A 23378-nucleotide genomic window follows, 5' to 3' on the forward strand; every position below is an offset into this window, starting at 1 on the left:
GCGAATGAATTGGCTATGTCTGCATGACGTGTTGTAGGTAGCTGCATTGCCCGTAGGAGCTGGCTTGCCAGCGAATGGCGGCGTTTCGCTGGCAAGCCAGCTCCTACAAGGCACTTGGCCAGAAGGTAAGTCGCTCGCAACAGCTAACGCAGGCATAGCGAATGAATTCGCCCCTACAGGGGAAGGTTCATCCAGCTTCGGATATCAAACAATAAAGCCCGGCATGCGCCGGGCTTGAAGGGGGGGCGAGCAGGGATCAGCTGACGCGCTGGGCCTGCAGCAGACGATCCGAACCGCCTTCGGCGACGCGGAAGGCATGGGTACGGTCGGAGCCATCTTCGGCTACGCGGAAGCCCTGAGTACGGTCAGAGCCACCTTCGGCGACGCGGTTGGCACCGGTGCGATCGGAACCGCCTTCAGCGACGCGGTCCAGCACCATGAAGCCACCTTCAGCCGCCACCGGCTCGATGACCTGGAGGGTGGTGGCTTCCCGGGACTCACCCAGCACCGGCTGGGAGTCAGACGGCAGGGCGAAGACGGAGGTGCTCAGGGCGGCGATGAACAGGGCGGCGAAGGCTTGGGTTTTCATGATCGTGGGCTCCTCAAGGGGGCTGGAAACTGGGTACGGAGCCAATCTTACGGATGGGGCGCTGATTAAGAAGTGATCACTCTAGATAGAGACCATCAACGTCGTTGATGGTCCGGTGAGCGCTTTATAATCAATGCCTTGCGGCAATTTTCCCGATTCGGGCAATGTGCTCCCGGCCATGGTGCGGAGCATCTCCGCGCATTTGTGGGTCGATAAAGCATGGATAAAGCGCAGCCTTGGCAGGGGCTGCCGTGGGCAACGGGGAGAAGGGCATGACACGAAGTCTTCGCATCCTGGGCAGGGTGCTGCTGGTTCTGACGCTGCTGTTGGCGGCCTTGCTGGTGCTGGTTGGCACGTTCGACTGGAACCGCATCAAGCCCGCGCTCAACGAACGGGTGTCTGCTGAGCTGGGACGGGTGTTCGCCATCGAAGGGGACCTCAGCGTGATCTGGCAGCGCGAAGATGGCGAAGGTGGCTGGCGGGCGCTGGTGCCCTGGCCGCATTTCGTTGCCGAGCAGTTGCGCCTGGGCAATCCCGAGTGGGCCAAGGGCGGCGATTTCGTCAGCCTGGAACGGGTGGAGTTTCGAGTCGCCCCGCTGCCGCTGCTTTGGCAGCAACTGAGCATTCCGCGTATCGAACTGGGTGGCCCCCGGGCCAGCGTTCGACGACTGGCCGATGGTCGCAACAACTGGAGCTTCGAGTTGCCGGCCAAAGCCGCGGGGGCAGAGGACGAGGCCTCCGGCTGGAGCCTCGATATCGGCACCATCGGTTTCGACAAGGGACAGGTCCAGGTGGATGACGCGCTGACCCATACGCGCCTTGATGTCCTCGTTGATCCCCTCGGCAAGCCCATCCCTTTCAGCGAGCTCATGCCGGCCAAGGGGGCCAGGCCCGCCACGGTCGCCGCCCAGGACTACGCCTTCGGCTGGCAGGCCAAGGGCCGCTACAAAGGCCAGCCGCTCAACGGCAAAGGCAAGGTGGGCGGGTTGCTGGCGCTGCAAAATGCCGACCTGCCGTTCCCGCTCCAGGCTGAGATCAAGGCGGGTGACACCCGCATCACCCTGCTGGGCACCCTGACCGACCCGCGCGAGCTCGGTGCCCTGGACCTGCGTTTACAGCTTTCCGGCAAGAGCTTGGCGCAGCTCTATCCGCTCACCGGCGTAACCCTGCCGGAAACCCCGGCCTATTCCACCGATGGCCGGCTAGTGGCCCGGTTGAAGGAGCCCGGCGGTGCGACATTCCATTACCAGGGCTTCAACGGCCGGATCGGCGGCAGCGATATCCGCGGCGACCTCACCTATGTGGCGAGCCAGCCGCGGCCCAGGCTTTCCGGCGTCCTGGCGTCGGAGCAGCTGCGCTTTGCCGACCTGGCGCCGCTGATCGGTGCCGACTCTCGAGCCGGGCAGCAGGCCCGTGGCGTGGCCGCCCGGCAACCGACGGACAAGGTGCTGCCGGTGGAGGAATTCCGCACCGAGCGCTGGCGGGCGATGGATGCCGACGTGACCTTCACCGGCAAACGCATCCAGCACAGTGAGAAACTGCCCGTCACCGACCTCACTACCCATGTGTTGCTCGACGACGGCCAGCTCAGCCTGGAGCCCCTGCGTTTCGGCGTGGCAGGAGGCACCCTGGATGCCACCATCCAACTCGACGGCAGGCGCGCGCCATTGACCGGCAAGGCGCAGCTCAAGGCCCGGCATTTCAAGCTCAAGGCGCTGTTTCCCAGCGTCCAGTCCATGCGCAACAGCCTGGGCGAGCTGAACGGCACGGCGGATGTCTCAGGCACCGGCAACTCCGTGGCGGCATTGCTGGGCACGGCCAACGGCAACCTGCAGATGCTGGTCAATGACGGCACCATCAGCCGCAACCTGATGGAGATCGCCGGGCTCAACGTCGGCAACTACCTGGTGGGCAGGCTGTTCGGCGACGAAGAAGTGAAGATCAACTGCGCGGCGGCGGATCTTGGCCTGAAGGACGGCCTGATGACTCCGCGACTGTTCGTCGTCGATACCGAGAATGCGCTGGTGCGGATCGACGGTAATGCCAACTTCCGCAACGAGCGGCTGGACCTCAGCGTCAATCCGGATTCCAAAGGCGTGCGGGTGTTTTCCCTGCGATCGCCGCTCTACGTGCGCGGGACCTTCAAACATCCCCAGGCCGGGGTGCAGACGGTGCCTTTGATGGTCCGTGGCGCGGGCATGCTGGCGTTGGGGGTGGCGGTGGCGCCCGCAGCGGCTCTCTTGGCCCTGGTGGCGCCAGCGGCGGGCGGAGGCGAGGACAATGCCTGTGCGCCGCTGCTCAAGCAGGTGGGTAAGCGCTAGGGGCGCGTCAGAGTTGGTCGCGTTCGGCCTGTTCGCGCTGGCTGCAGGTCATGAAGCCCTTGTGGCGCACCCGGCCGGTGCTGTCGAAGCTGATGTGGTAGGGCTGCTGGTGACCCTGCTCGTTGAGGATGTAGTTGTTGCAGGAGCCCGGATGCACGCTGCGCTGGACGATGGAGGAGGGGCGCCCGCCGATGATCAGCACCTGCTGTCGGCTCATGCCGGGTTCGACTTCATTCACCAGCGGCTGGTTGCGGAAAGTGATGTAGTCCGTGGGGTTTTCGATCTTGCTGGCGCAGCCCGCCATCGATGCCAGGGCACAAGCCATGACAAGCGCTTGCTTGTACATCATGGGTCCTCAAGGTTAACGCAGTTGAAACACTGCGCTTGGAACACCGGAAAGTGGGGAGAGTTCGCCCGAGAACGCCGGGAGGACGATCAGGCGATGGACGGCATTGCGCCAGTAGCTGGCTAAATGCCCGAGGAGAAGCCTGGAAGCCTCGGCTGGCGAGGCTTCCAGATACGGTGATGGCAACCTGGTGGGATTCGCCTGGGCGGCCTCGATAAGGCGGATCAATAACCGCCGCCGTGCTCGACCTTCTTCTGGGCCTTCTCGAGTTCGAGCTGCTCCCGCTGCTCGCAGGTCATGAAGCCTTGCTCCTCGACCCGGCCACTGCCGTCGAAGCTGACATGGTAGGCCTGCTGGTGACCGTCCTGATTGAGGATGTAGTTGTTGCAGATGCCCGGGTTGACCTTGCGGCGGATCGAGGAAGATGGCGGACCGCCGATGTTGCGCACCTGCGTTTCGGTCATGCCTTCGTCCACCTGCTTGACCAGCGGCTGGTTACGGTAGGTGTAGTAATCGGTGGGGTTTTCCATCTTGCTGGCGCAGCCGACCGTGGAGGCCAGGGCGCAGGCCAGCAGGATCGCTTGCTTGCTCATGGCGGATCTTCCCTATCTGGCGCGGGCTTGTCCCGCGATGGGATTGAGCCTAGCAGGCAGCTGGAAAAACGACCTGAGTGGCCGCTGCGTCCCGGCGGCTGGCGTCGGGACGGTGTGTCGATGTTCGGTCAGCCGTAACGTTTCTTGGCCTCGATGGCCAGGCCGCTGCCGATGCTGCCGAACAGGTTGCCCTCCACCTGGCGGGCATTGGGCAGCATGGCGGCAACGCTCTGGCGCAGTGCTGGGATACCGCTGGAACCGCCGGTGAAGAACAAGGTGTCGACCTGGTCGGCGCTGATGCCGGCCTGGACCAGCAGCCCATCGACGCTGGCGCGAATGCGCACCAGCAGGTCGTCGATGGCGCTCTCGAACAGCGCGCGGGTCAGCTCCACGTCCAGGCCCGGCTCAATGCGCGCCAGATCGATGCGGCGCCTCTTCGCTTCGGTCAGTTCGATCTTACTGTCTTCCACCTGCATGGCCAGCCAATGGCCGGCGCGCTGCTCGATCAGGCTGAACAGGCGGTCGATGCCGGTGGCGTCGACGATGTCGTAGCGCATGTTCTTCAATGCCAGCTGCGACTTCTGCGCATACACGGCGTTGATGGTGTGCCAGGTAGCCAGGTTCAGGTGGTAACTGGTAGGCATCAACGCGTCGCTCTTCATCCGACTGCCGTAGCCGAACAGCGGCATCACGCCGGCCAGCGAGAGCTGCTTGTCGAAGTCGGTACCGCCGATGTGCACGCCGCCAGTGGCGAGGATATCGTCCTGGCGCTCGGCCACTTCACGGCGCCGGGGCGACAGACGTACCAGGGAGAAGTCCGAGGTACCACCGCCGATGTCGACGATCAGCACCAGCTCTTCGCGCTCGATACCGCGCTCGTAGTCGAAGGCCGCGGCAATCGGTTCGTATTGGAAGGACACGTCCTTGAAGCCGAGTTTCTGCGCGACTGCCACCAGGGTGTTCTGGGCCTCCTGGTCGGCTTCTGGGTCTTCATCCACGAAGAACACCGGACGGCCCAGTACCACTTGCTCGAACTCGCGGCCAGCAGCGGCTTCGGCCCTCTGCTTGAGTTGGCCGATGAACAGGCCCAGCAGGTCCTTGAAGGGCAGGGCGTTGCCCAGCACAGTGGTCTCGCTCTTCAGCAGGGGCGAGCCCAGCAGACTCTTCAGCGAGCGCATCAGGCGGCCTTCGTAGCCCTCCAGATACTCGTTCAGAGCCTGGCGGCCATAGGCCGGACGGCGCTCCTCGGTGTTGAAGAACACCACCGAGGGCAGGGTGATCTTGTCGTCCTCCAGGGCGATCAGCGGTTCCGCATCCGGGCGCCACCAGCCAACGGTGGAGTTGGAGGTTCCGAAGTCGATGCCCAGGGCCTGGGCGGGGAGGACGTTGCTCATGTCGCGGGTGTTCCGGCAAAAAACGGCCGCGCAGTTTACGCGAGCAACACGGGGTTGTCCGGCACAGTTCGTCCGTGAGCTGTTGGCTGAAGATGGACTAGATATAGGCCAACAGCCGCCCCGCCGACATTGCCCCGCACCAGATCAGGATCGATAGCGCTGCCTGCAGTCGTCCCGCGGGGGGCGGCCGCAGGTCCCAGTCAGCCAGGCGTTGGCTCCAGCTGGCGCGAAACAGCAAGGCATTGACGATCCCCAGCCCCACCAGCAGCAGCTTGAGCTGCAGCAGCCAATTGCCGGTGAGCGGCCCGGCGTCGGCGGTGAACAGGCAGAACCCGGTGAACAGCAGGAGCAGCAGTCCGGCGATGGCGATCGGGGTGAGGCGACGAGAGACTTCCGGTAGCGGAACGTCACGAGCGAATCCGAGCAGACGCAAGTCGAGCAGAATCATCGACCCCAGCAACATCACCAGCCCTGCCAGGTGCAGCAGGTTGGCCGCCGGGTAGAGCAGCGTTGATTCGCGCATCAGCGCACCGAAGTTGGACGCCTCCAGACGTTCCGCCCAAGGCAGGATGAACTCCATCGGCGCCTCAGCGCAGCTCTACCGTGCGTCCGTTGACGATGACCCGCTCGGCGCGGATTTCCGCCTCGCCGTCCTTGCGCGGGTAGCCAACTATGGTCACTCGCCTGCCGGGCAGGAGGTCCGCCTCGGGCAACCCACGTGCCGCCATACGGCTGATGGGTGCCAGCACCACGTGCCACTCGCGTCCGTCGTAGTCGATGGTGAGATGGGCGTGGGGGTTGCGGTAGGAGAGTTCCTTGACGGGGGCCTCGATGGTCAGCGGCTTGTCGGCGTCGTAGGAACTCCAGCCGTGATGGGCGAAGGCGGCCGTGGCGCCAAGCACCAGGGCGAAGAAGGCTAGCAGCAGGGCAAGTTTTCTCATGGCGTTGGCCTCCAGGCAGCGACCCGCAAAGCCTAGGCGCTCTGCGTGTTCGCCGCCTCCTAGGCAGTATCCGGAAACACAATGATCGGCCTTGCGGTGCGTGCCGGCGTTCCCCGGATTTCATCCGGGCTTGGGGTTTCGATCAGGCCATCCAGCCCAGCGTCAACGCGGCCAACGCGAGGTAGCGGCCAGCCTTGGCCAGGGTCACCAGCAACAGGAACACCCAGAAGGATTCCCGCATCACCCCGGCCACCAGGGTCAGCGGATCGCCGATCAGCGGCACCCAGGCCAGCAGCAGCGACCAGCGTCCATAGCGGTGGTAGAGGGCTTGTGCCTTCGCCAACTGCCCCGGCTTCACCGGAAACCAGCGGCGGTCATGGAAGTGCTCCAGATAGCGCCCCAGCCACCAGTTCACCAGCGAGCCCAGCACATTGCCGACGGTCGCCACCGCCACCAGCGCCCAGGCCGGATGGGACTTGGCCAGCAGCAGCGCGACCAGCACGGCTTCCGATTGCAGGGGGAGCAGGGTGGCGGCGCCGAAGGCGGAGAGGAACAGGCCCGGGTAGGCCGCAAGTGCCAGCACGGCAACGTCTCGAAAGGGGGGGCGTCAGTGTGGCGGCCGACGAAGTGTTGGACAAGTCGGGTGGCGCTTAAGCGAACTGAAAGACTGATCCGTTAGAATGGGTGCAGTCTGACAATGGAAAAACGGGGGCGTCGACTCCAGAGTTACGGAGCCGGCTTCATCCTGACCCCCCTTCTGATCTTTGGTGCCCTTTATGCGTAGAGCTTCTCATCACGAGTTGCGCACGGCCTTTCGTGCGCTGCTGGACTCGGATTCCTGTTATCACACCGCTTCGGTGTTCGACCCCATGTCCGCCCGCATCGCCGCTGACCTCGGTTTCGAAGTCGGCATCCTCGGCGGTTCGGTCGCGTCCCTGCAGGTGCTCGCGGCACCTGACTTTGCCCTGATCACCTTGAGCGAATTCGTCGAGCAGGCCACCCGTATTGGCCGCGTCTCGCGCCTGCCGGTGATCGCCGATGCTGACCACGGCTACGGCAACGCGCTTAACGTGATGCGTACGGTGGTCGAGCTGGAACGTGCGGGCATCGCCGCACTGACCATCGAAGACACCCTGCTGCCGGCCCAGTTCGGTCGCAAGTCCACTGACCTGATCTCGGTGGAAGAGGGCGTGGGCAAGATCCGCGCGGCCCTGGAAGCGCGCGTCGATCCGGACCTCGCCATCATCGCCCGCACCCACGCCGGGGTGTTGGGCGTGGAAGAAGTGATCAAGCGCACCAAGGCTTACCAGGCTGCCGGTGCCGACGGCATCTGCATGGTCGGCGTGGCCGACTTCGAACACCTGGAGCAGATCGCCGAGCACCTGAGCATCCCGCTGATGCTGGTCACCTACGGCAACCCGAAGTTACGCGACAACGACCGCCTCGCCCGTCTTGGTGTGCGCATCGTGGTCAACGGCCATGCCGCCTACTTCGCCGCCATCAAGGCCACCTACGACTGCCTGCGCGAGCAGCGCCAGATCGCTACCGGCCTTGAACTCACTGCTACCGAACTGACCCACAAGTACACCCTGCCCGAGGACTACATCATCTGGGCCGAGGAGTTCATGGACGTGAAGGAATAGCGCGACCTCCACTTGTCGCCTTGCGACCGCCCCCCTTGCAAAAGGCCAGAAGAAAGCCCAAATCTTCCACTGGGCCTTGAGCAAGCGGGAGGTCAGCATGGCCAGTGGTTGGGCCGGCGACGGCGCCGTCCAGGAACAGATCGACAGCACTATCGAAGATGCCATCCAGCGCGCGCGCAGCCAGTTGCCGAAAGGCGAGAGCCTGACGCACTGCGAAGAATGCGATGCGCCGATTCCCGAAGCCCGGCGCAAGGCGATTCCCGGCGTACGGCTGTGTGTTGCCTGCCAGACCGAGCACGACAGGGAAAACGCCGCCTTCACCGGGTACAACCGGCGGGGGAGCAAGGATAGTCAGTTGCGTTGAGCGGCGGTCTCAGCTTCGGTTCCGGGCGCTCTCATAGACCGAACCACGTTCGCGTTTGCCGACGCTGATCACCACCACAGTGATTCGCCCCTCTTCGACGCGATACACCAGGCGATATCCGGCTGATCGAAGTTTGATCTTGAAGCAGTCAGGCATCCCGTGAAGGGCGTCGCCCTGAACTCGCGGCCGTTGCAGACGCTCTTTCAGCTTTCTCTTGAATTGATCCCGGACGGTGTCGCCGAGCTTGCGCCATTCCTTGAGCGCCGAGGGCAGGAACTCCAGTTCATAGGTCATCGAGGCTGACTTTCACTCCCTTCTCGTGGGCGCGGCTGCGGACGATTTCGGCCAGCGCCTGGTCGTCCAAATACTCCATCAAGGCTTCGAAGGTTTCAGCCGGAACCATGTAGGCCATGACTTTGTTGTGGTTGAGAACCGCGACTGGGGAACCTTTGGCTCCGGACACCACGGCAGACGGATTCTTCTTCAACTCGGAAACGCTGACGGCAACGTCGGCAAGAACGTTTTGCATGAATTTGGCTCCTATATATGGAGCCAAATTCTGGTCTTTTTATTGGTTTGACTCAAGTGCTGCCGATTGAGTTGAGCGCAACGAAACCCAATAGCCGATTTCAGAACAGGAAATACCGCTGCGCCAACGGCAAAACGTCCGCCGGTTCGCACCAGAGCAACAGACCGTCGGCTTTCACCTGGTAGTTCTGCGGATCGACCTCGATGGTCGGGGTGTAGTCGTTGTGGATCAGGTCCTGCTTCTTCACTGTGCGGCAGCCCTTCACCACGCCGATCTTCTTCTGCAGGCCCAGCTGCGCCGGTACGCCGGCCTCGAACGCCGCCTGGCTGATAAAGGTGATGCTGGTGGCATGGCGGCTGCCGGCGTAGCTCGCGAACATCGGCCGGTAGTGCACCGGTTGCGGGGTGGGGATGGAGGCGTTGGCGTCGCCCATCAGGCTGGCGGCAATGGCGCCACCCTTGAGGATCAGCGTCGGCTTCACGCCGAAGAAGGCCGGGCGCCAGAGCACCAGGTCCGCCCACTTGCCCACTTCCACCGAGCCCACTTCATGGCTGATGCCATGGGTGATGGCGGGGTTGATGGTGTACTTGGCGATGTAGCGCTTGGCGCGGAAGTTGTCGTTGCCGGGAACATCCTCGGGCAGTGCGCCGCGCTGTTTCTTCATCTTGTCGGCGGTCTGCCAGGTGCGGGTGATGACTTCGCCCACGCGCCCCATGGCCTGGCTATCGGAACTAATCATGCTGAAGGCACCGAGGTCGTGAAGGATGTCTTCGGCGGCGATGGTTTCGCGGCGGATGCGGCTTTCGGCGAAGGCCACGTCCTCGGCGATGCTCGGGTCCAGGTGGTGGCAGACCATGAGCATGTCCAGGTGCTCGTCGATGGTATTGCGGGTGAACGGCCGGGTCGGGTTGGTCGAACTGGGCAGCACGTTGGAGAAGCCGCAGGCCTTGATGATGTCCGGGGCGTGGCCGCCGCCGGCGCCTTCGGTGTGGTAGGTGTGGATGGTGCGGCCCTTGAACGCGCCGAGGGTGGTTTCGACGAAGCCGGATTCGTTCAGCGTGTCGGTGTGGATGGCCACCTGCACGTCGTACTGGTCGGCGACTGACAGGCAATTGTCGATGGCCGCCGGGGTGGTGCCCCAGTCCTCGTGGAGCTTGAGGCCGATGGCGCCGGCCTTCACCTGTTCGATCAGGGGTTCAGGCAGCGACGCGTTGCCCTTGCCGGTGAAGCCAATGTTCATCGGGAAGGCGTCGGCGGCCTGGAGCATGCGCGCCATGTGCCAGGGTCCGGAGGTGCAGGTGGTGGCGTTGGTGCCGGTGGCAGGTCCCGTGCCGCCACCGATCATGGTGGTGACGCCGCTCATGAGCGCTTCTTCGATCTGTTGCGGGCAGATGAAGTGGATGTGGGTGTCGATGCCACCCGCGGTGAGGATCATGCCCTCGCCGGCGATGACCTCGGTGCTGGCGCCAACGGCAATGGTGACGTCGGGCTGGATGTCCGGGTTGCCTGCTTTGCCGATAGCGGCGATGCGCCCGTCCTTGAGGCCGACGTCGGCCTTGACGATGCCCCAGTGGTCGATGATCAGCGCGTTGGTGATCAGGGTGTCGACCACGTCCGCTGCCAGCAACTGGCCCTGGCCCATGCCATCGCGAATGACCTTGCCGCCGCCGAACTTCACTTCTTCGCCGTAGGTGGTGAAGTCCTTCTCGACCTCGATCCACAGGTCAGTGTCGGCCAGGCGCACCTTGTCGCCGACGGTGGGGCCGAACATGTCGGCATAGGCTTGTCTGCTGATTTTCATTTTGTGTACTTCCGTTGATTCCGTGAGGGGGGGCGGCTTCCCTCTCCCCCGGCCCCTCTCCCAAGGGGCGAGGGGAGCTAGGTCACAGCGCGCCCATCACCCGGCCGGCGAAGCCGAACACGCGGCGGGCGCCGGCCAGGTCGACCAGCTCCACCTCGCGGCTCTGGCCGGGCTCGAAGCGCACGGCGGTGCCGGCCGGGATGTTCAGGCGCATGCCGCGCGCGGCGGCACGGTCGAAGGCGAGCGCGTCGTTGGTTTCGAAGAAGTGGTAGTGGGAGCCGACCTGGATCGGCCGGTCGCCGGTATTGGCCACGGAGAGGGTCAGGGTGCGGCGGCCGGCGTTGAGTTCGATCTCGCCGTCCTGGATCTGGTATTCGCCGGGGATCATCAGGTCACTCCAGGATGAGTTGCATGAAGGTGAGGTCGAGCCAGCGACCGAACTTGCGGCCCACCTGGGGCATCTGCCCGGTGGTGACGAAGCCGAGGCGTTCGTGCAGGCGGATGGAGGCGGCGTTCTCGCGCTCGATGGCGGCCACCATCACGTGCAGCCCGGCCTGACGGGCGCGTTCGATCAGCGCCTGCATCAGTGCCGGGCCGAGGCCTTGGCCGCGCTGGTCGCCGCGCACGTACACCGAATGCTCCACGGTATGGCGGAAGCCCTCGATGGTGCGCCAGGTGCCGTAGCTGGCGTAGCCCAGCACTTCGCCCGCAGCGTTCACCGCCACCAGCACCGGAAAGCCGGCGGCGGTACGCTCGGCCAGCCAGGCGTGGCGGTTGGCCAGGTCCACCAGGGTTTCGTTCCAGATCGCCGTGGTGTGCTCCACGGCGTCGTTGTAGATAGCGAGGATGCCGGGCAGGTCGGCCTCGACGGCGTCGCGAATCACGTAAGACATAACGGGCCTCAGGCAATCGGCTGGTGCACGGTCACCAGCTTGGTGCCGTCGGGGAAGGTGGCCTCGATCTGGATTTCCGGGATCATCTCCGGCACGCCTTCCATCACTTGGTCACGGGCGAGCAGGGTGGTGCCGAAGTGCATCAGCTCGGCCACGGTCTGGCCGTCGCGGGCACCTTCCAGCAGGGCGGCGGAGATGAACGCCATGGCTTCCGGGTAGTTGAGCTTCAGGCCACGGGCCAGGCGCCGTTCGGCCACCAGGCCAGCGGTGAAGATCAGCAGCTTGTCTTTCTCTCTTGGGGTGAGGTCCATCAGGTACTCCAGATGCGAGGAGGCACGGCCTCGCGGCCGAGCAAGGCAGGGCGCAACAAGCGCCAGAGGTCGATCAGCCAGGCGCGGGCGTGCAGCGCCTCGGAAGCGAGGCAGCGGGCCACCAGCAGGCCGGGCAATTGGGTCAGGTCGCCCCGCACCTGGCCAGAGGCGGCACAGGGCAGTTCGCGGCAGCGTTCGAGCAGGTCGGAGTCGATCTCGCCGGTGGCGATCAGGGTGGCGAACACCGGTTGGCCGGCGAGACCGATGGGGGAATCGAGCAAGCCGTCGTTGCCCTCGATGCGCTGGCGTTCGTGCCAGATCAGCGTGCCGTTGCGAAGGATATCCAGATACGCCTGGAAGTGGCCGTCGGCGAAACGTTCGCGGGCAGCGGGGCGGCCGAGGGCGACCATGTCCCAGTAGAACAGGCGGGCGTCGTCGGCCAGTTCGATGCGGGTCTCGAGTTCGGCCTGGGCTCCGGAGAAGACGATAGTTTCCTGGGGCAGCCACTCCAGGGTCGCGCCCGCTTCAACACTCAGCTCGACGCGCTGGAAGGCCGGGCCGGCGGCGCGGTACCACTTGGCTGCGCCGGGGCTGGTGAGCTGCGCCCAGGCACCTTCACCGACGCGGGCGGAGATATCCAGGCGATCACCGCCGGCAATGCCGCCGGGCGGATGGACGATGATGTGCTGGCACACCTGCGGGCCTTCGGCGTGCAGGTGTTTCTGCACCCGCAGCGGGCCAATGTGCCGACGCTGTACCGGGCGTGTGGTGGCGCCGTCGAGCGCATAGGCCAGCTCCAGCTCGGCGTGCCAGCTGGGGGTGAAGAGGGCGGTGTCGGCAGATGCGTTCATGGATCGTTCTTGTAGGGTGGGTTAGCCGCGAAGCGGCGTAACCCACGCGGTGCAAAGGTTCGGGTACATCATATGGTCACCAGGCCGCGCACGCCCTCGGCTTCCATGTTTTCTCCACGTCCCTGCTGGATGATTTCGCCCCGGCTCATCACCAGGTACTGGTCGGCCAGTTCGGCGGCGAAGTCGTAGAACTGCTCCACCAGCAGGATGGCCATGTCGCCGCGCTCGGCGAGCTTGCGGATCACCGCGCCGATCTCCTTGATCACCGAGGGCTGGATGCCTTCGGTGGGCTCATCGAGGATCAACAGACGCGGCTGGCTGGCCAGGGCGCGGCCGATGGCGAGCTGCTGCTGTTGGCCGCCGGAGAGGTCGCCGCCGCGGCGGTGCTTCATCTCGCGCAGCACGGGGAAGAGTTCGTAGATGGATTCCGGCACCGCCTTGGCTTGGCCGGCGGAAAAGCGGGAAAGGCCCATCAGCAGGTTCTCTTCCACCGTCAGGCGCGGGAAGATCTCGCGGCCCTGGGGCACGTAGGCGATGCCGGCGTGCACCCGCTGGTGCGGCTTGAAACCGGTGATGGCGCGGCCTTCCCAATTCACCGCGCCTTCCTTGGCCGGAATCAGGCCCATCAGGCATTTCAGCAGGGTGGTCTTGCCCACCCCGTTGCGCCCGAGCAGGCAGGTGACTTCACCAATCTTCGCGTCGAACGACAGGCCACGGAGGATGTGGCTGCCGCCGTAGTACTGGTGGAGCTTGTCGACTGTCAGCATGTCGATGTCCTTGTCTTTGCGTAGGGTGGATCGCGCTTCATCGATCCACCCTGCAAGGCGGTGGATGAGAAAAGCGTCATCCACCCTACGAGTGTTGTTTCTTCAGCGGCCGAGGTAGACCTCGATCACTTGTTCGTTGGCCTGCACGTCGGCCAGCGAGCCCTCGGCCAGCACATGGCCCTGGTGCAGCACGGTGACGTGGTCGGCGATTGAGCCGACGAAGCCCATGTCGTGTTCCACCACCATCAGCGAGTGCTGGCCAGCGAGGCCCTTGAACAGCTCGGCGGTGAACTCGGTTTCGGCGTCGGTCATGCCCGCCACCGGCTCGTCGAGCAACAGCAGTTGCGGGTCTTGCATCAGCAGCATGCCGATCTCGAGGAACTGCTTCTGGCCGTGGGACAGCAGCCCCGCCGGGCGATTGCGCGAGGCTTCCAGGCGGATCACCGCGAGCACCTCGTCGATGCGGTCCTTCTGCTCGCCCGACAGCTTCGCCCGCAGGCTGGCCCAGACGGATTTGTCGGTCTTCTGTGCCAGCTCCAGGTTCTCGAACACCGACAGCGCTTCGAACACCGTGGGTTTCTGGAACTTGCGGCCGATGCCGGCCTGGGCGATTTCCACTTCGCTCATGCGGGTGAGGTCGAGGGTTTCGCCGAACCAGGCCTTGCCGGTATCGGGGCGGGTCTTGCCGGTGATCACGTCCATCAGCGTGGTCTTGCCGGCGCCGTTGGGGCCAATGATGCAGCGGAGTTCGCCGACCCCGATGTAGAGGTTGAGGTCGCGCAGCGCCTTGAAGCCGTCGAAGCTGACGCTGATGTCTTCCAGGGTGAGGAGGGTGCCGTGGCGAACATCCAGGCCCTGGCCGGCAACATGGCCAAGGCCCAGGGCATCGCGGCCGCTGCCGGCATCGCGGCCGCTGCCGGCATCGCGGTTGGGGTCGAAGGCGGGTTCGAGCATGAGTTCGGGTACCGGGGTTGCACGCATCATTTATCTCCCTTTCTGACGAGGCCGATCACGCCTTTGGGGAGGTACAACGTGACGAGGATGAACAGGGCGCCGAGGAAGAACAGCCAGTACTCCGGGAAGGCCACGGTGAACCAGCTCTTCATGCCGTTGACCAGGCCTGCGCCGAGCAGCGGGCCGATGAGCGAGCCGCGCCCGCCCAGGGCAACCCACACCGCCGCCTCGATGGAGTTGGTGGGCGACATCTCGCTGGGGTTGATGATGCCCACCTGGGGCACGTAGAGCGCGCCGGCCAGGCCGCAGAGCACGGCTGACAGCACCCAGATGAACAGCTTGTAGCCGCGCGGGTCGTAGCCGCAGAACATCAGGCGGTTCTCGGCGTCGCGCAGGGCGGTGAGCACGCGGCCGAACTTGCTCCGCGCCAGGCGCCAGCCGAGCAGCAGGCTGCCCGTCAGCAGGACCACGGTGGCGAGGAACAGCACGGCACGGGTGCCCGGCGCCGTGATGTCGAAGCCGAGGATGCGGCGGAAGTCGGTGAAGCCGTTGTTGCCCCCGAAACCGGTTTCGTTGCGGAAGAACAGCAGCATGCCGGCAAAGGTCAGCGCTTGGGTCATGATCGAGAAGTACACGCCCTTGATCCGCGAGCGGAAGGCGAAGAAGCCGAACACCAGGGCCAGCAGACCGGGTGCCAGCACCACCAGGCACATGGCCCAGAGGAAGTGTTGGGTGCCGGCCCAATACCAGGGCAGTTCGGTCCAGGCGAGGAAACTCATGAAGGCCGGTAGGCCGTCACCTGCCGCTTCGCGCATCAGGTACATGCCCATGGCGTAGCCGCCGAGCGCGAAGAACAAGCCATGGCCGAGGGACAACAGCCCCGCATAGCCCCAGACCAGGTCCAGGGCGAGGGCGACGATGGCGTAGCAGAGGATCTTGCCCACCAGGGTCAGGGTGTAGGCCGAAACCTGCAGCGGGTTGTCTGCCGGCAGCAGGTGCAGCAGCGGCAGGGCCAGCAAAACCGCCAGCACCAGGCTGCCGATGGCCAGCGAGGTGCGCGGGCCGAGGGTGGTCGTGGCGCGGGCGAGCAGGGTCTGGTTGAGGGGTTGAGTCATCAGTCGATCACCCTGCCTTTGAGTGCGAAGAGTCCCTGCGGGCGCTTCTGGATGAAGAGGATGATCAGCGCCAGGATCAGAATCTTGCCCAGCACGGCGCCAATCTGCGGTTCGAGGATCTTGTTCGCCACGCCGAGGCCGAAGGCGGCCATGACGCTGCCAGCGAGTTGGCCGACGCCGCCCAGCACCACCACCAGGAACGAATCGATGATGTAGCCCTGACCGAGGTCGGGGCCGACGTTGCCGACCTGCGACAGCGCCACGCCGCCGAGACCGGCGATGCCGGAGCCGAGCCCGAAGGCCAGCATGTCGACACGGCCGGTGGGTACGCCGCAGCAGGCGGCCATGTTGCGGTTCTGGGTGACCGCGCGGACGTTGAGGCCGAGACGGGTCTTGTTCAGCAGCAGCCAGGTCAGCGCCACCACGAAGAGGGCGAAGCCGATGATGACGATGCGGTTATATGGCAGCACCAGGTTGGGCAGGACCTGCACACCGCCGGAGAGCCAGGCGGGGTTGGCCACTTCGACGTTCTGCGCGCCGAAGATCACGCGCACCAACTGGATCAGGATGAGGCTGATGCCCCAGGTCGCCAGCAGGGTTTCCAGCGGCCGGCCATAGAGGTGGCGAATCACCGTGCGTTCGAGCGCCATGCCCACCAGGGCAGTGACGAAGAAGGCCACGGGCAGCGCCACCAGCGGATACAGGGCCAGCATCTCCGGCGCCAGGCGCTGGAAGCCCAGCTGCACCATGTAGGTGGTGTAGGCGCCGAGCATCAGCATCTCGCCGTGGGCCATGTTGATCACCCCGAGCAGGCCGAAGGTGATGGCCAGGCCCAGTGCGGCGAGCAGCAGGATGGAGCCCAGAGACAGGCCGCTGAAGGCCTGGCCGAGCAGCTCGCCCACCAGCAGCCGGCGCTTGACCTGTGCCAGGCTGGTTTCCGCAGCGGTGCGTACGCTGGCATCGGTTTCCACGCTGGGGTCGAGCAGGGCTTCGAGGCGGGTGCGGGCCAGCGGATCGCCGGTTTCGCCGAGCAGGCGCACGGCATTCAGGCGGATGGCCGGGTCCGGGTCGACCAGCTGCAGATTGGCCAGGGCGAGGGAGAGGGCGTCACGCACGCCGGCATCCTCTTCAGCCACCATGCGCTGGTTGAGCAGGGCCAACTGCGCGGGCTTGGCACTTTTCTGCAATTGGCGAGCGGCCTCCAGGCGCACGATGGGTTCGGCGGCAAGCAACTGGTGGCTGGCCTGGGCGCTGATCAGAAGGCCGCGCAGGCGATTGTTCAGGCGCAGTTTCTTCGGTGCGGCAGCGGGGGCGGCATCACCTTCGGCGGCTTGGTAGGCGCCGTCCTGTTCGAGGTAGGCGAGCTTGTCGCCGATGGCGAAACGGCCCTGCTGCAGGGCATCGAGCAGCGGCTGGCGCGCAGCGTCGGGCTCGGCGGCCCAGCGCTCCAGGAGCTTCGCCTGCTGTGCCGGATTGACGGCGGCGAAGTCGTTGGCGTCGCCGGCCTGGGCTTCCAGGGGAAGCAGCAGGGCCAGGGCGAGGAGAAGTCGGTAGAAGGCTTTTGGCATTGGGTGGTCCTGCTTTATGGGCATGGATCTGTGCCAACGGACACAGCCCTCACCCCTAGCCCCTCTCCCGGAGGGAGAGGGGAACTGTCCGGAGTCGCGGGGAATACTCGGTGTTCGGCATTGCGTCACCCCTCTCCCTCTGGGAGAGGGGAGGGGGTGAGGGATGCCAGGCCTCGCTCGGATTCCCCAGACGTCATTCAGCTCAGTTACTTTTCACCGCATAGTCCGGTTTCTTGTCGTTGCCGGGGATGAAGGGGCTCCAGGGCTGGGCGCGCAGCGGGCCTTCGGTCTGCCAGACCACCGAGAACTGACCGTCTTCCTGGATTTCACCGATCATTACCGGCTTGTGCAGGTGGTGGTTGGTCTTGTCCATGGTCAGGGTGTAGCCGGAGGGCGCGGCGAAGGACTGGCCGGCCAGGGCTTCGCGGACCTTGCCGACCTCGGTGGTACCGGCCTTCTCGACGGCCTGGGCCCACATGTGGATGCCGACGTAGGTGGCTTCCATCGGGTCGTTGGTCACGGCGGTCTGGTAGTTGGGCAGGTTCTTGGCCTTGGCATAGGCCTTCCACTGCTCGACGAACTTATCGTTGACCGGGTTATCCACCGACTCGAAGTAGTTCCAGGCGGCCAGGTGGCCCACCAGCGGCTTGGTGTCGATGCCGCGCAGTTCCTCTTCGCCCACCGAGAAGGCCACTACCGGCACATCGGTGGCTTCCAGGCCCTGGTTGGCCAGTTCCTTGTAGAAGGGCACGTTGGAGTCGCCGTTGACGGTGGAGATCACTGCGGTCTTGCCGCCAGCGGAGAACTTCTTGATGTTGGCGACGATGGTTTGATAGTCGCTGTGGCCGAAGGGGGTGTAGACCTCTTCGATGTCCTTGTCGGCGATGCCCTTGCTGTGCAGGAAGCTGCGCAGGATCTTGTTGGTGGTGCGCGGGTAGACGTAGTCGGTGCCCAGCAGGAAGAAGCGCTTGGCGCTGCCGCCGTCTTCGCTCATCAGGTATTCCACGGCCGGTATGGCCTGCTGGTTTGGCGCGGCGCCGGTATAGAAGACGTTGGGGGAGAGTTCCTCACCCTCGTATTGCACCGGGTAGAAGAGCAGGCCGTTGAGCTCCTCGAAGACCGGCAGCACGGACTTGCGCGAGACCGAGGTCCAGCAGCCGAAGACTACGTCCACCTTGTCCTTGGTCAGCAGCTGGCGGGCCTTCTCGGCGAACAGCGGCCAGTTGGACGCTGGGTCGACCACCACCGGCTCGAGCTGCTTGCCGTTCACGCCGCCCTTGGCGTTGATCTCGTCGATGGTCATCAGCGCCATGTCTTTCAGCGAGGTCTCGGAGATCGCCATGGTGCCGGACAGCGAGTGCAGGATGCCGACCTTGATGGTCTCGGCCGCCTGGATAGTCCAGGACATGCCCATGGCGGCAATGGATGCGGAAAGGGTGAAGGCCTTGATCAGGCTGCGACGTTGCATGGGTCGGTCTCCATTCTCACAAGTATTTGAAATTACTGCGTTTATTGGCTTTTTATCCGGGCAGTTTTCAAAGGGTCTTCCTCGTCACCCTTGGGCTGGCTGCGGTCTTTGCCGAGCGCTGTGCAACATGTGCAGGGTGATCTTGCGTACTTCGGCCTTGCTCGTTTCGATGTGGGTCCTCAGCAATTGCTGTGCCTCTTCGCACTTTCGCTCGCCAATGGCCTGGAGAATCGCTGCGTGCTCCCTGTAGGTGGCGCCGATGCGGGGCGCCTGGGTGAAGTCCAGGCGGCGGATGATGCGGATCTTTTCGCTGACTTCGCGGTGGATACGGGCCATCTCGCGATTGCCTGCGGCTTCCACCAGATGGCAGTGGAAGTCCTCGTCCAGGCGCGACACTTCGAAGCCGTCTTGTGGTTGCGGTTGCACCAACCAGGTGCGACTGAGCCGTTGCAGTGCTTCGGGTTGCTCCTGCGTGGGGCGCGCACAGTGGCGGCGTACCGCTTCCAGTTCGAGGACGATGCGCAGCTCGTACAGCTCCTCGAAATGTTCGAAGTCGAAAGCCTTCACCTGCCAGCCGCTGCGAAAACGCACCTCCAGGTAGCCCTCGCGCTCCAGGCGGTGCAGGGCTTGGCGTACAGGCGTGCGACTGGCTTGCATGCGCTCGGCCACATCGCCTTCGCTGAAGCGGTCGCCGGGCAGCAGGCGGAACTCGCTGATCTCGGTCTTGAGCCTCGCGTAGATGCGCCCGGCGAGGCTGTCGGGGCGCTCGCGGCGCCCGTTACTGGTGCTGGCGAGCTGCATGGTCAGCGCTGCTGGCTGGCGATGAAGGCGCGCCAGCCGCCGAAGCCGGTGATGTCGCGAGCACCTTCCAGCGCGTAGGGCTCGCAGATGAAGCCCTTCACCCAGCGTCCGTCTTCCAGCTGCAGGTTGCCGATGCCCAGCGGCGGAGGAATCTCGGCGACGAATTCGCCGAAGCGCGCCAGGGGGATGTCCCAAAGCTCGACGATCAGCGGCGCACCGTCCTGGCTGCGGGCCAGGCCCGGCTTGGGCGGCACGGTACCGGGCAGGGCGAACAGGCGGTAATCCGCGGCGGTGCGGGTTTCTTCCACCCGTACTGCGTCGCGGCTGGTGAGTTGGAAATTCAGCGGCATGCCGCTGAGGTGCGCCCCCACTACCGCCACCCGCACGCAGCCAGGAGCCTGCTTGGCCGGCGCCTGTGCCGGCAGGGCCCGATTGGTGGCACCCAGCGGCAGGCCGAGGCTGGCTTGCCAGCGCTTGCCGAAGGCGGCCAAGGCGGCGTCGTGCCAGGCCGGGGCGAGCAGGGTGATGCCGGCAGGCAGCCCGTCGGCACGGAATCCGGCGGGTAGGGCGAGGGCGCTGAGGTCGGAGAAGTTGGTGAAGTTGGTGTAGGTGCCGAACTGGGCGTTGAACAGCACCGGTTCTTCGGCCATTTCGGCGATGCGGCGGATGGTTGGCGAGGTGGGCACTACCAGGGCATCGAAGGGCTCCAGGGCCAGGTTGATCCGGCGCGCCAGGTCGGCCCGCAGGTACTCGGCTTTGTAGGCGTCGCAGGCGCTGTAGTTCTGGCCGTTCTCGACGATGCCGCGCACCACCGGGTCGATGTGCGCAGGGTCGACGCCCTCGACGGCCACGGTGCGCTCGGCCACCCAGGAGCCTTGGTAAAGCTGCTCGGCCAGCTGGCGGAAGGGGCTGAAGTCGATCGGGGTGATCTCGGCACCGAGGGCGCGGAGCCCGTCCAGGGCGGTCTCGAAGACGGCGCGGGTCTGCTCGTCACCGAAAAACTCCAGCGCATCCGGGACGACGAATCTTGGTGTGGTGCGCATGCCGACTGGGGCGCTGTTGGGGTTTTTCCGCGAGTAGGGATCGCGGGCGTCGTAGCCGCCAGCAATGCGCGCCACGGTGTCCGCATCGGCGACGGTCAGGGCAAACACCGAAATGCAGTCGATGGTGCGGCAGGCCGGAACCAGCCCTGTGTTGGGCAGCCAGCCCTTGGTGGGTTTCAGCCCGACGATGTTGTTGAAGCCGGCGGGCACCCGGCCGGAGCCGGCCGTGTCGGTGCCGAGGGAGAAGGGCACCAGGCCGCGAGCGACCACGGAGGCCGAGCCGGAGCTGGAGCCACCGCTGACGTACTCGGGGTTGAAGGCATTGCTCACCGCGCCGTAGGGCGAGCGGGTGCCCACCAGCCCGGTGGCGAACTGGTCGAGATTGGTCTTGCCAATGACGATCGCGCCGGCTGCGCGCAGACGGGCGACCACCGTGGCATCCTCGCTGGCCGGGTAGGCGAAGGCGGGGCAGGCGGCCGTGGTGGTCCAGCCGGCGGCGTCGATGTTGTCCTTGATGGCGAAGGGCACGCCGTACAGCGGCAGGCTCTCCATTCGATCCTCGGCGGCGGCCAACAGGTCAGCGAGCTCGCTGAGCTGGGCGTCCAGCTGTTCGGCGCTGGCCAGGCTGATCCAGGCGTTGTCCTCCGTACTCAGTCGCTGGCGCAGGGCGTGCAGCAGGTCGGCGGGTTGCAGTTGATCGCGGTAGGCCTGTTGCCAGTCGGCCAGGGTAAAGGCGTTGGGGGCGTCGGACATGCTCTGGAATTCCATCTTGTATCCAAGTTGGAATTCCCTTGAGCAAAGGTGGTGCCAGATCCGGGAAAGCCCCGCCATTGCAAGGCTCATGGCCTATTCGCGATGTTCTCCGTGCGCCTCGATGCGCACCGCGCCGGGGCATGGGCAGGGGATCGGGACGTAGGTTGGTGCAGCGCGAAGCCCAACGCCGCGTTGGGCATTAAGCACGAAGCTACAGCACCAGGTAATTCTTCACCCCGGTGAAGATGATCTGCGCGGCCAGGGCGCAGACGAACAGGCCCATCAGCCGGCTGACGATCTGCAGGCCCTGGTCGCCGAGAAGGCGTTCGATATGGTCGGAGAGATAGAGAATGGCGCCCACCGTTACGCTGGCAATGGCAATGGCGAACAGCGCGGTGAGTTTGTCGTCCCAATGCACATGGCCCGCGCCCATCACCAGCATGGCGCCGATGGTGCCGGGGCCGACGGTGAGGGGGATGGTCAGCGGCACGATGGTGACATCCTGCTGCACGTTGTCCGCCTGCACCGCCGGCTTGCCCTGGGCCATGCCGAGGGCGGAGATGAACAGCACGGTACCGGCGCCGATGCGGAAAGCGTCGATGGTGATGCCGAAGACATTGAAGATGGCCTGGCCAAAAAGATAGAGCAGGGCGCTGGCGACCAGGGTGCCGAGGGCGACTTTCCAGGCGAGCCTCTTGCGCTCCTTCACCGTGTAGCCACGGGTCAGGCTGATGAAGCAGGAGAGCACGAAGAAGGGGCTATAGAGCACCAGCATCTTCAGGTACAGGCTGGAAAGGCTTTCGAGCATGGGGGCATCCGTTCGTGACTGCGAGGGCCGCTCCTCAGTGTAGAGGCTGCCCTGCCATTGGGCGCACAACTATAACCGCGCCACCGGGGTCGGCTATACCTTCTCCCACTGGGTCGTTTCGTCGCGCAGGGAGCCGTTGATGGCGCACATCAGCTTCACCCCCAACCTGCAGCGTCACCTCGATGTCCCCGAGCTGGATGTCATGGCCGTTTCTGTGGCCGAGGCGCTGGAGGCCGCTTTCGCCGCCAATCCACGGCTGCGCAGCTACCTGCTGGATGACCAGGGTCACCTGCGCCGGCATGTGACGGTATTCGTCGACGCCCAGCAGGTCAGTGACCGCCGCCGGCTCAGCGACCCGGTGGGAGCGGCCAGCGACATCTTCGTCGTCCAGGCGCTGTCCGGCGGTTGAGCCGGCGCAAGGAGAAGGACCATGAGCCGATGCATCCATGTGGCGACCCGCAAAGGCCTGCTGCGTTTCGAGCCTGAAGGTGATGGCTGGCGCCTGGCGCGTCAGGATTTCCTGGGCGAACCGGTGAGCATGCTGCTGGCCGATCCGCGCGATGGGCACCTTTACGCTGCCCTGCACCTGGGCCACTTCGGCCCCAAGCTGTGGCGCTCGGTCGATGCGGGACTCAACTGGGAAGAGATCGCCGCCCCGGCCTTTCCGCAGGTGGCGGAGGGCGAGGACGGGCCGTCGGTTGAGATGATCTGGTGCCTGGAGCCTGGCGGCTCCGACCAGCCTGGCACCCTGTGGGCAGGGACCATTCCCGGTGGCTTGTTCAGGTCCCGCGACCGTGGCAGTTCCTGGGCCCTGGTGGACAGCCTGTGGCAGCGCCCGGAGCGGGCCAACTGGTTCGGGGGTGGCTATGACCAGCCGGGTATCCACTCCATTTGCGTGAACCCGCGCAACAGCCGGCACCTGACGTTGGCTGTGTCCTGCGGTGGCGTCTGGCACAGCGAGGACGAGGGGGCGAGCTGGAGCTACCGCACCCGTGGCATGCGCGCCGCGTACATGCCGCCAGAGCGTGCCGAGGAGCCGGACATCCAGGACCCGCACCGCATGGTGGCCTGCCCAGTTGATCCGGAGCGACTCTGGGTGCAACACCACAACGGCATCTTCGTCAGCGACGACCGTGGGCTGAATTGGCGGGAGATCCCGCAGGCCGGCCCGTCTACCTTCGGTTTCGCCGTTGCGGTGCACCCCTCCGAGCCGGACTGTGCCTGGTTCGTGCCGGCGGTGAAGGATGAATGTCGCGTCCCCGCCGACCAGCGTTTAAGCGTTACGCGCACCCGTGATGGTGGCAAGCGCTTCGACGTACTGGAGCAGGGCCTGCCGCAACAGCTCTGCTACGACCTGGTGTATCGCCACGGGCTGGATGTGGATGAGAGCGGCCAGCGCCTGGTGATGGGCTCCACCACCGGGCATCTATGGGTGTCGGAGGACCAGGGTGATAGCTGGAACCTGGTGGCGGGGCACCTGCCGCCGATCTTCGCGGTGAGATTCGGCTAGGTCAGGAAGCGTGGA

At 65.1% G+C, this 23378-nt stretch carries 27 protein-coding genes; 5 read left to right on the forward strand and 22 right to left on the reverse strand.

The genetic code is table 11. The annotated features are described in order from the left end of the window. Nucleotides 1-256 precede the first annotated feature (256 nt). Nucleotides 257-589 carry a hypothetical protein gene (locus AAHM40_RS05400; protein WP_342243751.1) on the reverse strand — a complete coding sequence of 111 codons (333 nt, stop codon included), beginning with the start codon at nt 587-589 and terminating at the stop codon, nt 257-259. 272 nt (nt 590-861) lie between these two features. Between AAHM40_RS05400 and AAHM40_RS05405 the strand changes: the two genes are divergently transcribed. After that, nucleotides 862-2910: an AsmA family protein gene (locus tag AAHM40_RS05405; protein WP_342243752.1), complete on the forward strand. Its 2049-nt coding sequence runs from the start codon at nt 862-864 to the stop codon at nt 2908-2910. 7 nt (nt 2911-2917) lie between these two features. Here AAHM40_RS05405 and osmE (AAHM40_RS05410) read toward each other — a convergent pair whose 3' ends face one another. From osmE (AAHM40_RS05410) to AAHM40_RS05435, 6 genes are all read right to left on the reverse strand, one after another. Continuing rightward, complete coding sequence (gene osmE / locus AAHM40_RS05410; RefSeq protein ID WP_342243856.1) at nt 2918-3256, reverse strand: osmotically-inducible lipoprotein OsmE; 339 nt, start codon at nt 3254-3256, stop codon at nt 2918-2920. A gap of 224 nt (nt 3257-3480) precedes the next feature. Then, entirely contained in the window at nt 3481-3849 is a 369-nt protein-coding gene (osmE, locus tag AAHM40_RS05415) for an osmotically-inducible lipoprotein OsmE (RefSeq protein ID WP_280285055.1), read from the reverse strand. A 128-nt stretch (nt 3850-3977) separates the two neighbouring features. Then, nucleotides 3978-5243: an Hsp70 family protein gene (locus tag AAHM40_RS05420; RefSeq protein ID WP_342243753.1), complete on the reverse strand. Its 1266-nt coding sequence runs from the start codon at nt 5241-5243 to the stop codon at nt 3978-3980. Nucleotides 5244-5340: 97 nt separating this feature from the next. Further along, the gene (locus AAHM40_RS05425) at nt 5341-5823 is read right to left on the reverse strand and encodes a hypothetical protein (RefSeq protein WP_342243754.1); all 483 of its coding nucleotides are present in this window, start codon (nt 5821-5823) and stop codon (nt 5341-5343) included. Nucleotides 5824-5830: 7 nt separating this feature from the next. Continuing rightward, a complete protein-coding gene (locus AAHM40_RS05430; RefSeq protein WP_342243755.1) occupies nt 5831-6184 on the reverse strand; it encodes a DUF6152 family protein in 354 nt (117 codons plus the stop codon). A gap of 142 nt (nt 6185-6326) precedes the next feature. Further along, nucleotides 6327-6767 (reverse strand): YqaA family protein, encoded by a 441-nt coding sequence (locus AAHM40_RS05435; protein ID WP_342243756.1) that lies wholly within the window; start codon nt 6765-6767, stop codon nt 6327-6329. A 193-nt stretch (nt 6768-6960) separates the two neighbouring features. Between AAHM40_RS05435 and AAHM40_RS05440 the strand changes: the two genes are divergently transcribed. Next, the gene (locus AAHM40_RS05440) at nt 6961-7827 is read left to right on the forward strand and encodes an isocitrate lyase/PEP mutase family protein (RefSeq protein WP_342243757.1); all 867 of its coding nucleotides are present in this window, start codon (nt 6961-6963) and stop codon (nt 7825-7827) included. Nucleotides 7828-7924: 97 nt separating this feature from the next. Beyond that, complete coding sequence (locus tag AAHM40_RS05445; RefSeq protein ID WP_342243758.1) at nt 7925-8191, forward strand: DksA/TraR family C4-type zinc finger protein; 267 nt, start codon at nt 7925-7927, stop codon at nt 8189-8191. Between the two features lie 9 nt (nt 8192-8200). Here AAHM40_RS05445 and AAHM40_RS05450 read toward each other — a convergent pair whose 3' ends face one another. The 15 genes from AAHM40_RS05450 to AAHM40_RS05520 form a co-directional block, all read right to left on the reverse strand. Next, nucleotides 8201-8485, reverse strand: coding sequence for a type II toxin-antitoxin system RelE family toxin (locus tag AAHM40_RS05450; protein WP_342243759.1), 285 nt, complete (start codon nt 8483-8485; stop codon nt 8201-8203). Continuing rightward, nucleotides 8475-8720: a type II toxin-antitoxin system Phd/YefM family antitoxin gene (locus AAHM40_RS05455; protein ID WP_342243760.1), complete on the reverse strand. Its 246-nt coding sequence runs from the start codon at nt 8718-8720 to the stop codon at nt 8475-8477. The genes AAHM40_RS05450 and AAHM40_RS05455 overlap by 11 nt, the downstream gene beginning before the upstream one ends. A 100-nt stretch (nt 8721-8820) precedes the next feature. Continuing rightward, nucleotides 8821-10521, reverse strand: a complete 1701-nt coding sequence (ureC, locus tag AAHM40_RS05460) for an urease subunit alpha (protein WP_342243761.1) — start codon at nt 10519-10521, stop codon at nt 8821-8823. Between the two features lie 82 nt (nt 10522-10603). Next, nucleotides 10604-10909 (reverse strand): urease subunit beta, encoded by a 306-nt coding sequence (locus AAHM40_RS05465; protein WP_342243762.1) that lies wholly within the window; start codon nt 10907-10909, stop codon nt 10604-10606. Nucleotides 10910-10913: 4 nt separating this feature from the next. Then, nucleotides 10914-11414, reverse strand: coding sequence for a GNAT family N-acetyltransferase (locus tag AAHM40_RS05470; protein WP_342243763.1), 501 nt, complete (start codon nt 11412-11414; stop codon nt 10914-10916). Between the two features lie 8 nt (nt 11415-11422). Further along, on the reverse strand, nt 11423-11725 hold the full coding sequence (ureA, locus tag AAHM40_RS05475) for an urease subunit gamma (protein ID WP_120654298.1): 303 nt from the start codon (nt 11723-11725) through the stop codon (nt 11423-11425). Further along, on the reverse strand, nt 11725-12576 hold the full coding sequence (locus AAHM40_RS05480; protein WP_342243764.1) for an urease accessory protein UreD: 852 nt from the start codon (nt 12574-12576) through the stop codon (nt 11725-11727). The genes ureA and AAHM40_RS05480 overlap by 1 nt, the downstream gene beginning before the upstream one ends. A gap of 68 nt (nt 12577-12644) precedes the next feature. Further along, nucleotides 12645-13343: an urea ABC transporter ATP-binding subunit UrtE gene (gene urtE / locus AAHM40_RS05485; RefSeq protein ID WP_342243765.1), complete on the reverse strand. Its 699-nt coding sequence runs from the start codon at nt 13341-13343 to the stop codon at nt 12645-12647. 102 nt (nt 13344-13445) lie between these two features. After that, a complete protein-coding gene (urtD, locus tag AAHM40_RS05490) occupies nt 13446-14324 on the reverse strand; it encodes an urea ABC transporter ATP-binding protein UrtD (RefSeq protein ID WP_342243857.1) in 879 nt (292 codons plus the stop codon). Next, entirely contained in the window at nt 14324-15412 is a 1089-nt protein-coding gene (urtC, locus tag AAHM40_RS05495) for an urea ABC transporter permease subunit UrtC (RefSeq protein ID WP_342243766.1), read from the reverse strand. Before urtC ends, urtD begins: the two co-directional genes overlap by 1 nt. After that, entirely contained in the window at nt 15412-16980 is a 1569-nt protein-coding gene (gene urtB / locus AAHM40_RS05500; protein ID WP_342243767.1) for an urea ABC transporter permease subunit UrtB, read from the reverse strand. Before urtB ends, urtC begins: the two co-directional genes overlap by 1 nt. A 202-nt stretch (nt 16981-17182) precedes the next feature. Beyond that, nucleotides 17183-18448, reverse strand: a complete 1266-nt coding sequence (gene urtA, locus AAHM40_RS05505) for an urea ABC transporter substrate-binding protein (RefSeq protein ID WP_342243768.1) — start codon at nt 18446-18448, stop codon at nt 17183-17185. 84 nt (nt 18449-18532) lie between these two features. Further along, nucleotides 18533-19249 (reverse strand): GntR family transcriptional regulator, encoded by a 717-nt coding sequence (locus AAHM40_RS05510; protein ID WP_342243769.1) that lies wholly within the window; start codon nt 19247-19249, stop codon nt 18533-18535. Between the two features lie 2 nt (nt 19250-19251). Next, complete coding sequence (gene atzF / locus AAHM40_RS05515) at nt 19252-21045, reverse strand: allophanate hydrolase (RefSeq protein WP_342243770.1); 1794 nt, start codon at nt 21043-21045, stop codon at nt 19252-19254. 211 nt (nt 21046-21256) lie between these two features. Next, the gene (locus AAHM40_RS05520) at nt 21257-21853 is read right to left on the reverse strand and encodes a MarC family protein (RefSeq protein WP_028630720.1); all 597 of its coding nucleotides are present in this window, start codon (nt 21851-21853) and stop codon (nt 21257-21259) included. Nucleotides 21854-21992: 139 nt separating this feature from the next. Between AAHM40_RS05520 and AAHM40_RS05525 the strand changes: the two genes are divergently transcribed. Further along, the gene (locus AAHM40_RS05525) at nt 21993-22262 is read left to right on the forward strand and encodes a MoaD/ThiS family protein (protein ID WP_342243771.1); all 270 of its coding nucleotides are present in this window, start codon (nt 21993-21995) and stop codon (nt 22260-22262) included. A 21-nt stretch (nt 22263-22283) separates the two neighbouring features. Beyond that, a complete protein-coding gene (locus tag AAHM40_RS05530) occupies nt 22284-23363 on the forward strand; it encodes a WD40/YVTN/BNR-like repeat-containing protein (protein WP_342243772.1) in 1080 nt (359 codons plus the stop codon). Nucleotides 23364-23378: the final 15 nt, after the last annotated feature.

It is taken from the genome of Pseudomonas sp. OTU5201 (assembly GCF_038440135.1).
Classification (GTDB): domain Bacteria; phylum Pseudomonadota; class Gammaproteobacteria; order Pseudomonadales; family Pseudomonadaceae; genus Metapseudomonas; species Metapseudomonas resinovorans.

What these genes read in the sequence shown, in the direction of transcription:
- AAHM40_RS05450 (WP_342243759.1), bottom strand. Translation starts at nt 8,485, where the DNA reads ATGACCTATGAACTGGAGTTCCTGCCCTCGGCGCTCAAGGAATGGCGC.
- urtB (WP_342243767.1), bottom strand. Translation starts at nt 16,980, where the DNA reads ATGCCAAAAGCCTTCTACCGACTTCTCCTCGCCCTGGCCCTGCTGCTT.
- ureC (WP_342243761.1), bottom strand. Translation starts at nt 10,521, where the DNA reads ATGAAAATCAGCAGACAAGCCTATGCCGACATGTTCGGCCCCACCGTC.
- osmE (WP_280285055.1), bottom strand. Translation starts at nt 3,849, where the DNA reads ATGAGCAAGCAAGCGATCCTGCTGGCCTGCGCCCTGGCCTCCACGGTC.
- urtE (WP_342243765.1), bottom strand. Translation starts at nt 13,343, where the DNA reads ATGCTGACAGTCGACAAGCTCCACCAGTACTACGGCGGCAGCCACATC.
- AAHM40_RS05420 (WP_342243753.1), bottom strand. Translation starts at nt 5,243, where the DNA reads ATGAGCAACGTCCTCCCCGCCCAGGCCCTGGGCATCGACTTCGGAACC.
- AAHM40_RS05425 (WP_342243754.1), bottom strand. Translation starts at nt 5,823, where the DNA reads ATGGAGTTCATCCTGCCTTGGGCGGAACGTCTGGAGGCGTCCAACTTC.
- ureA (WP_120654298.1), bottom strand. Translation starts at nt 11,725, where the DNA reads ATGGACCTCACCCCAAGAGAGAAAGACAAGCTGCTGATCTTCACCGCT.
- urtA (WP_342243768.1), bottom strand. Translation starts at nt 18,448, where the DNA reads ATGCAACGTCGCAGCCTGATCAAGGCCTTCACCCTTTCCGCATCCATT.
- AAHM40_RS05465 (WP_342243762.1), bottom strand. Translation starts at nt 10,909, where the DNA reads ATGATCCCCGGCGAATACCAGATCCAGGACGGCGAGATCGAACTCAAC.
- urtD (WP_342243857.1), bottom strand. Translation starts at nt 14,324, where the DNA reads ATGCGTGCAACCCCGGTACCCGAACTCATGCTCGAACCCGCCTTCGAC.
- AAHM40_RS05430 (WP_342243755.1), bottom strand. Translation starts at nt 6,184, where the DNA reads ATGAGAAAACTTGCCCTGCTGCTAGCCTTCTTCGCCCTGGTGCTTGGC.
- AAHM40_RS05445 (WP_342243758.1), top strand. Translation starts at nt 7,925, where the DNA reads ATGGCCAGTGGTTGGGCCGGCGACGGCGCCGTCCAGGAACAGATCGAC.
- AAHM40_RS05400 (WP_342243751.1), bottom strand. Translation starts at nt 589, where the DNA reads ATGAAAACCCAAGCCTTCGCCGCCCTGTTCATCGCCGCCCTGAGCACC.
- AAHM40_RS05530 (WP_342243772.1), top strand. Translation starts at nt 22,284, where the DNA reads ATGAGCCGATGCATCCATGTGGCGACCCGCAAAGGCCTGCTGCGTTTC.
- AAHM40_RS05525 (WP_342243771.1), top strand. Translation starts at nt 21,993, where the DNA reads ATGGCGCACATCAGCTTCACCCCCAACCTGCAGCGTCACCTCGATGTC.
- AAHM40_RS05440 (WP_342243757.1), top strand. Translation starts at nt 6,961, where the DNA reads ATGCGTAGAGCTTCTCATCACGAGTTGCGCACGGCCTTTCGTGCGCTG.
- AAHM40_RS05455 (WP_342243760.1), bottom strand. Translation starts at nt 8,720, where the DNA reads ATGCAAAACGTTCTTGCCGACGTTGCCGTCAGCGTTTCCGAGTTGAAG.
- osmE (WP_342243856.1), bottom strand. Translation starts at nt 3,256, where the DNA reads ATGTACAAGCAAGCGCTTGTCATGGCTTGTGCCCTGGCATCGATGGCG.
- AAHM40_RS05510 (WP_342243769.1), bottom strand. Translation starts at nt 19,249, where the DNA reads ATGCAGCTCGCCAGCACCAGTAACGGGCGCCGCGAGCGCCCCGACAGC.
- AAHM40_RS05480 (WP_342243764.1), bottom strand. Translation starts at nt 12,576, where the DNA reads ATGAACGCATCTGCCGACACCGCCCTCTTCACCCCCAGCTGGCACGCC.
- urtC (WP_342243766.1), bottom strand. Translation starts at nt 15,412, where the DNA reads ATGACTCAACCCCTCAACCAGACCCTGCTCGCCCGCGCCACGACCACC.
- AAHM40_RS05470 (WP_342243763.1), bottom strand. Translation starts at nt 11,414, where the DNA reads ATGTCTTACGTGATTCGCGACGCCGTCGAGGCCGACCTGCCCGGCATC.
- AAHM40_RS05405 (WP_342243752.1), top strand. Translation starts at nt 862, where the DNA reads ATGACACGAAGTCTTCGCATCCTGGGCAGGGTGCTGCTGGTTCTGACG.
- AAHM40_RS05520 (WP_028630720.1), bottom strand. Translation starts at nt 21,853, where the DNA reads ATGCTCGAAAGCCTTTCCAGCCTGTACCTGAAGATGCTGGTGCTCTAT.
- atzF (WP_342243770.1), bottom strand. Translation starts at nt 21,045, where the DNA reads ATGTCCGACGCCCCCAACGCCTTTACCCTGGCCGACTGGCAACAGGCC.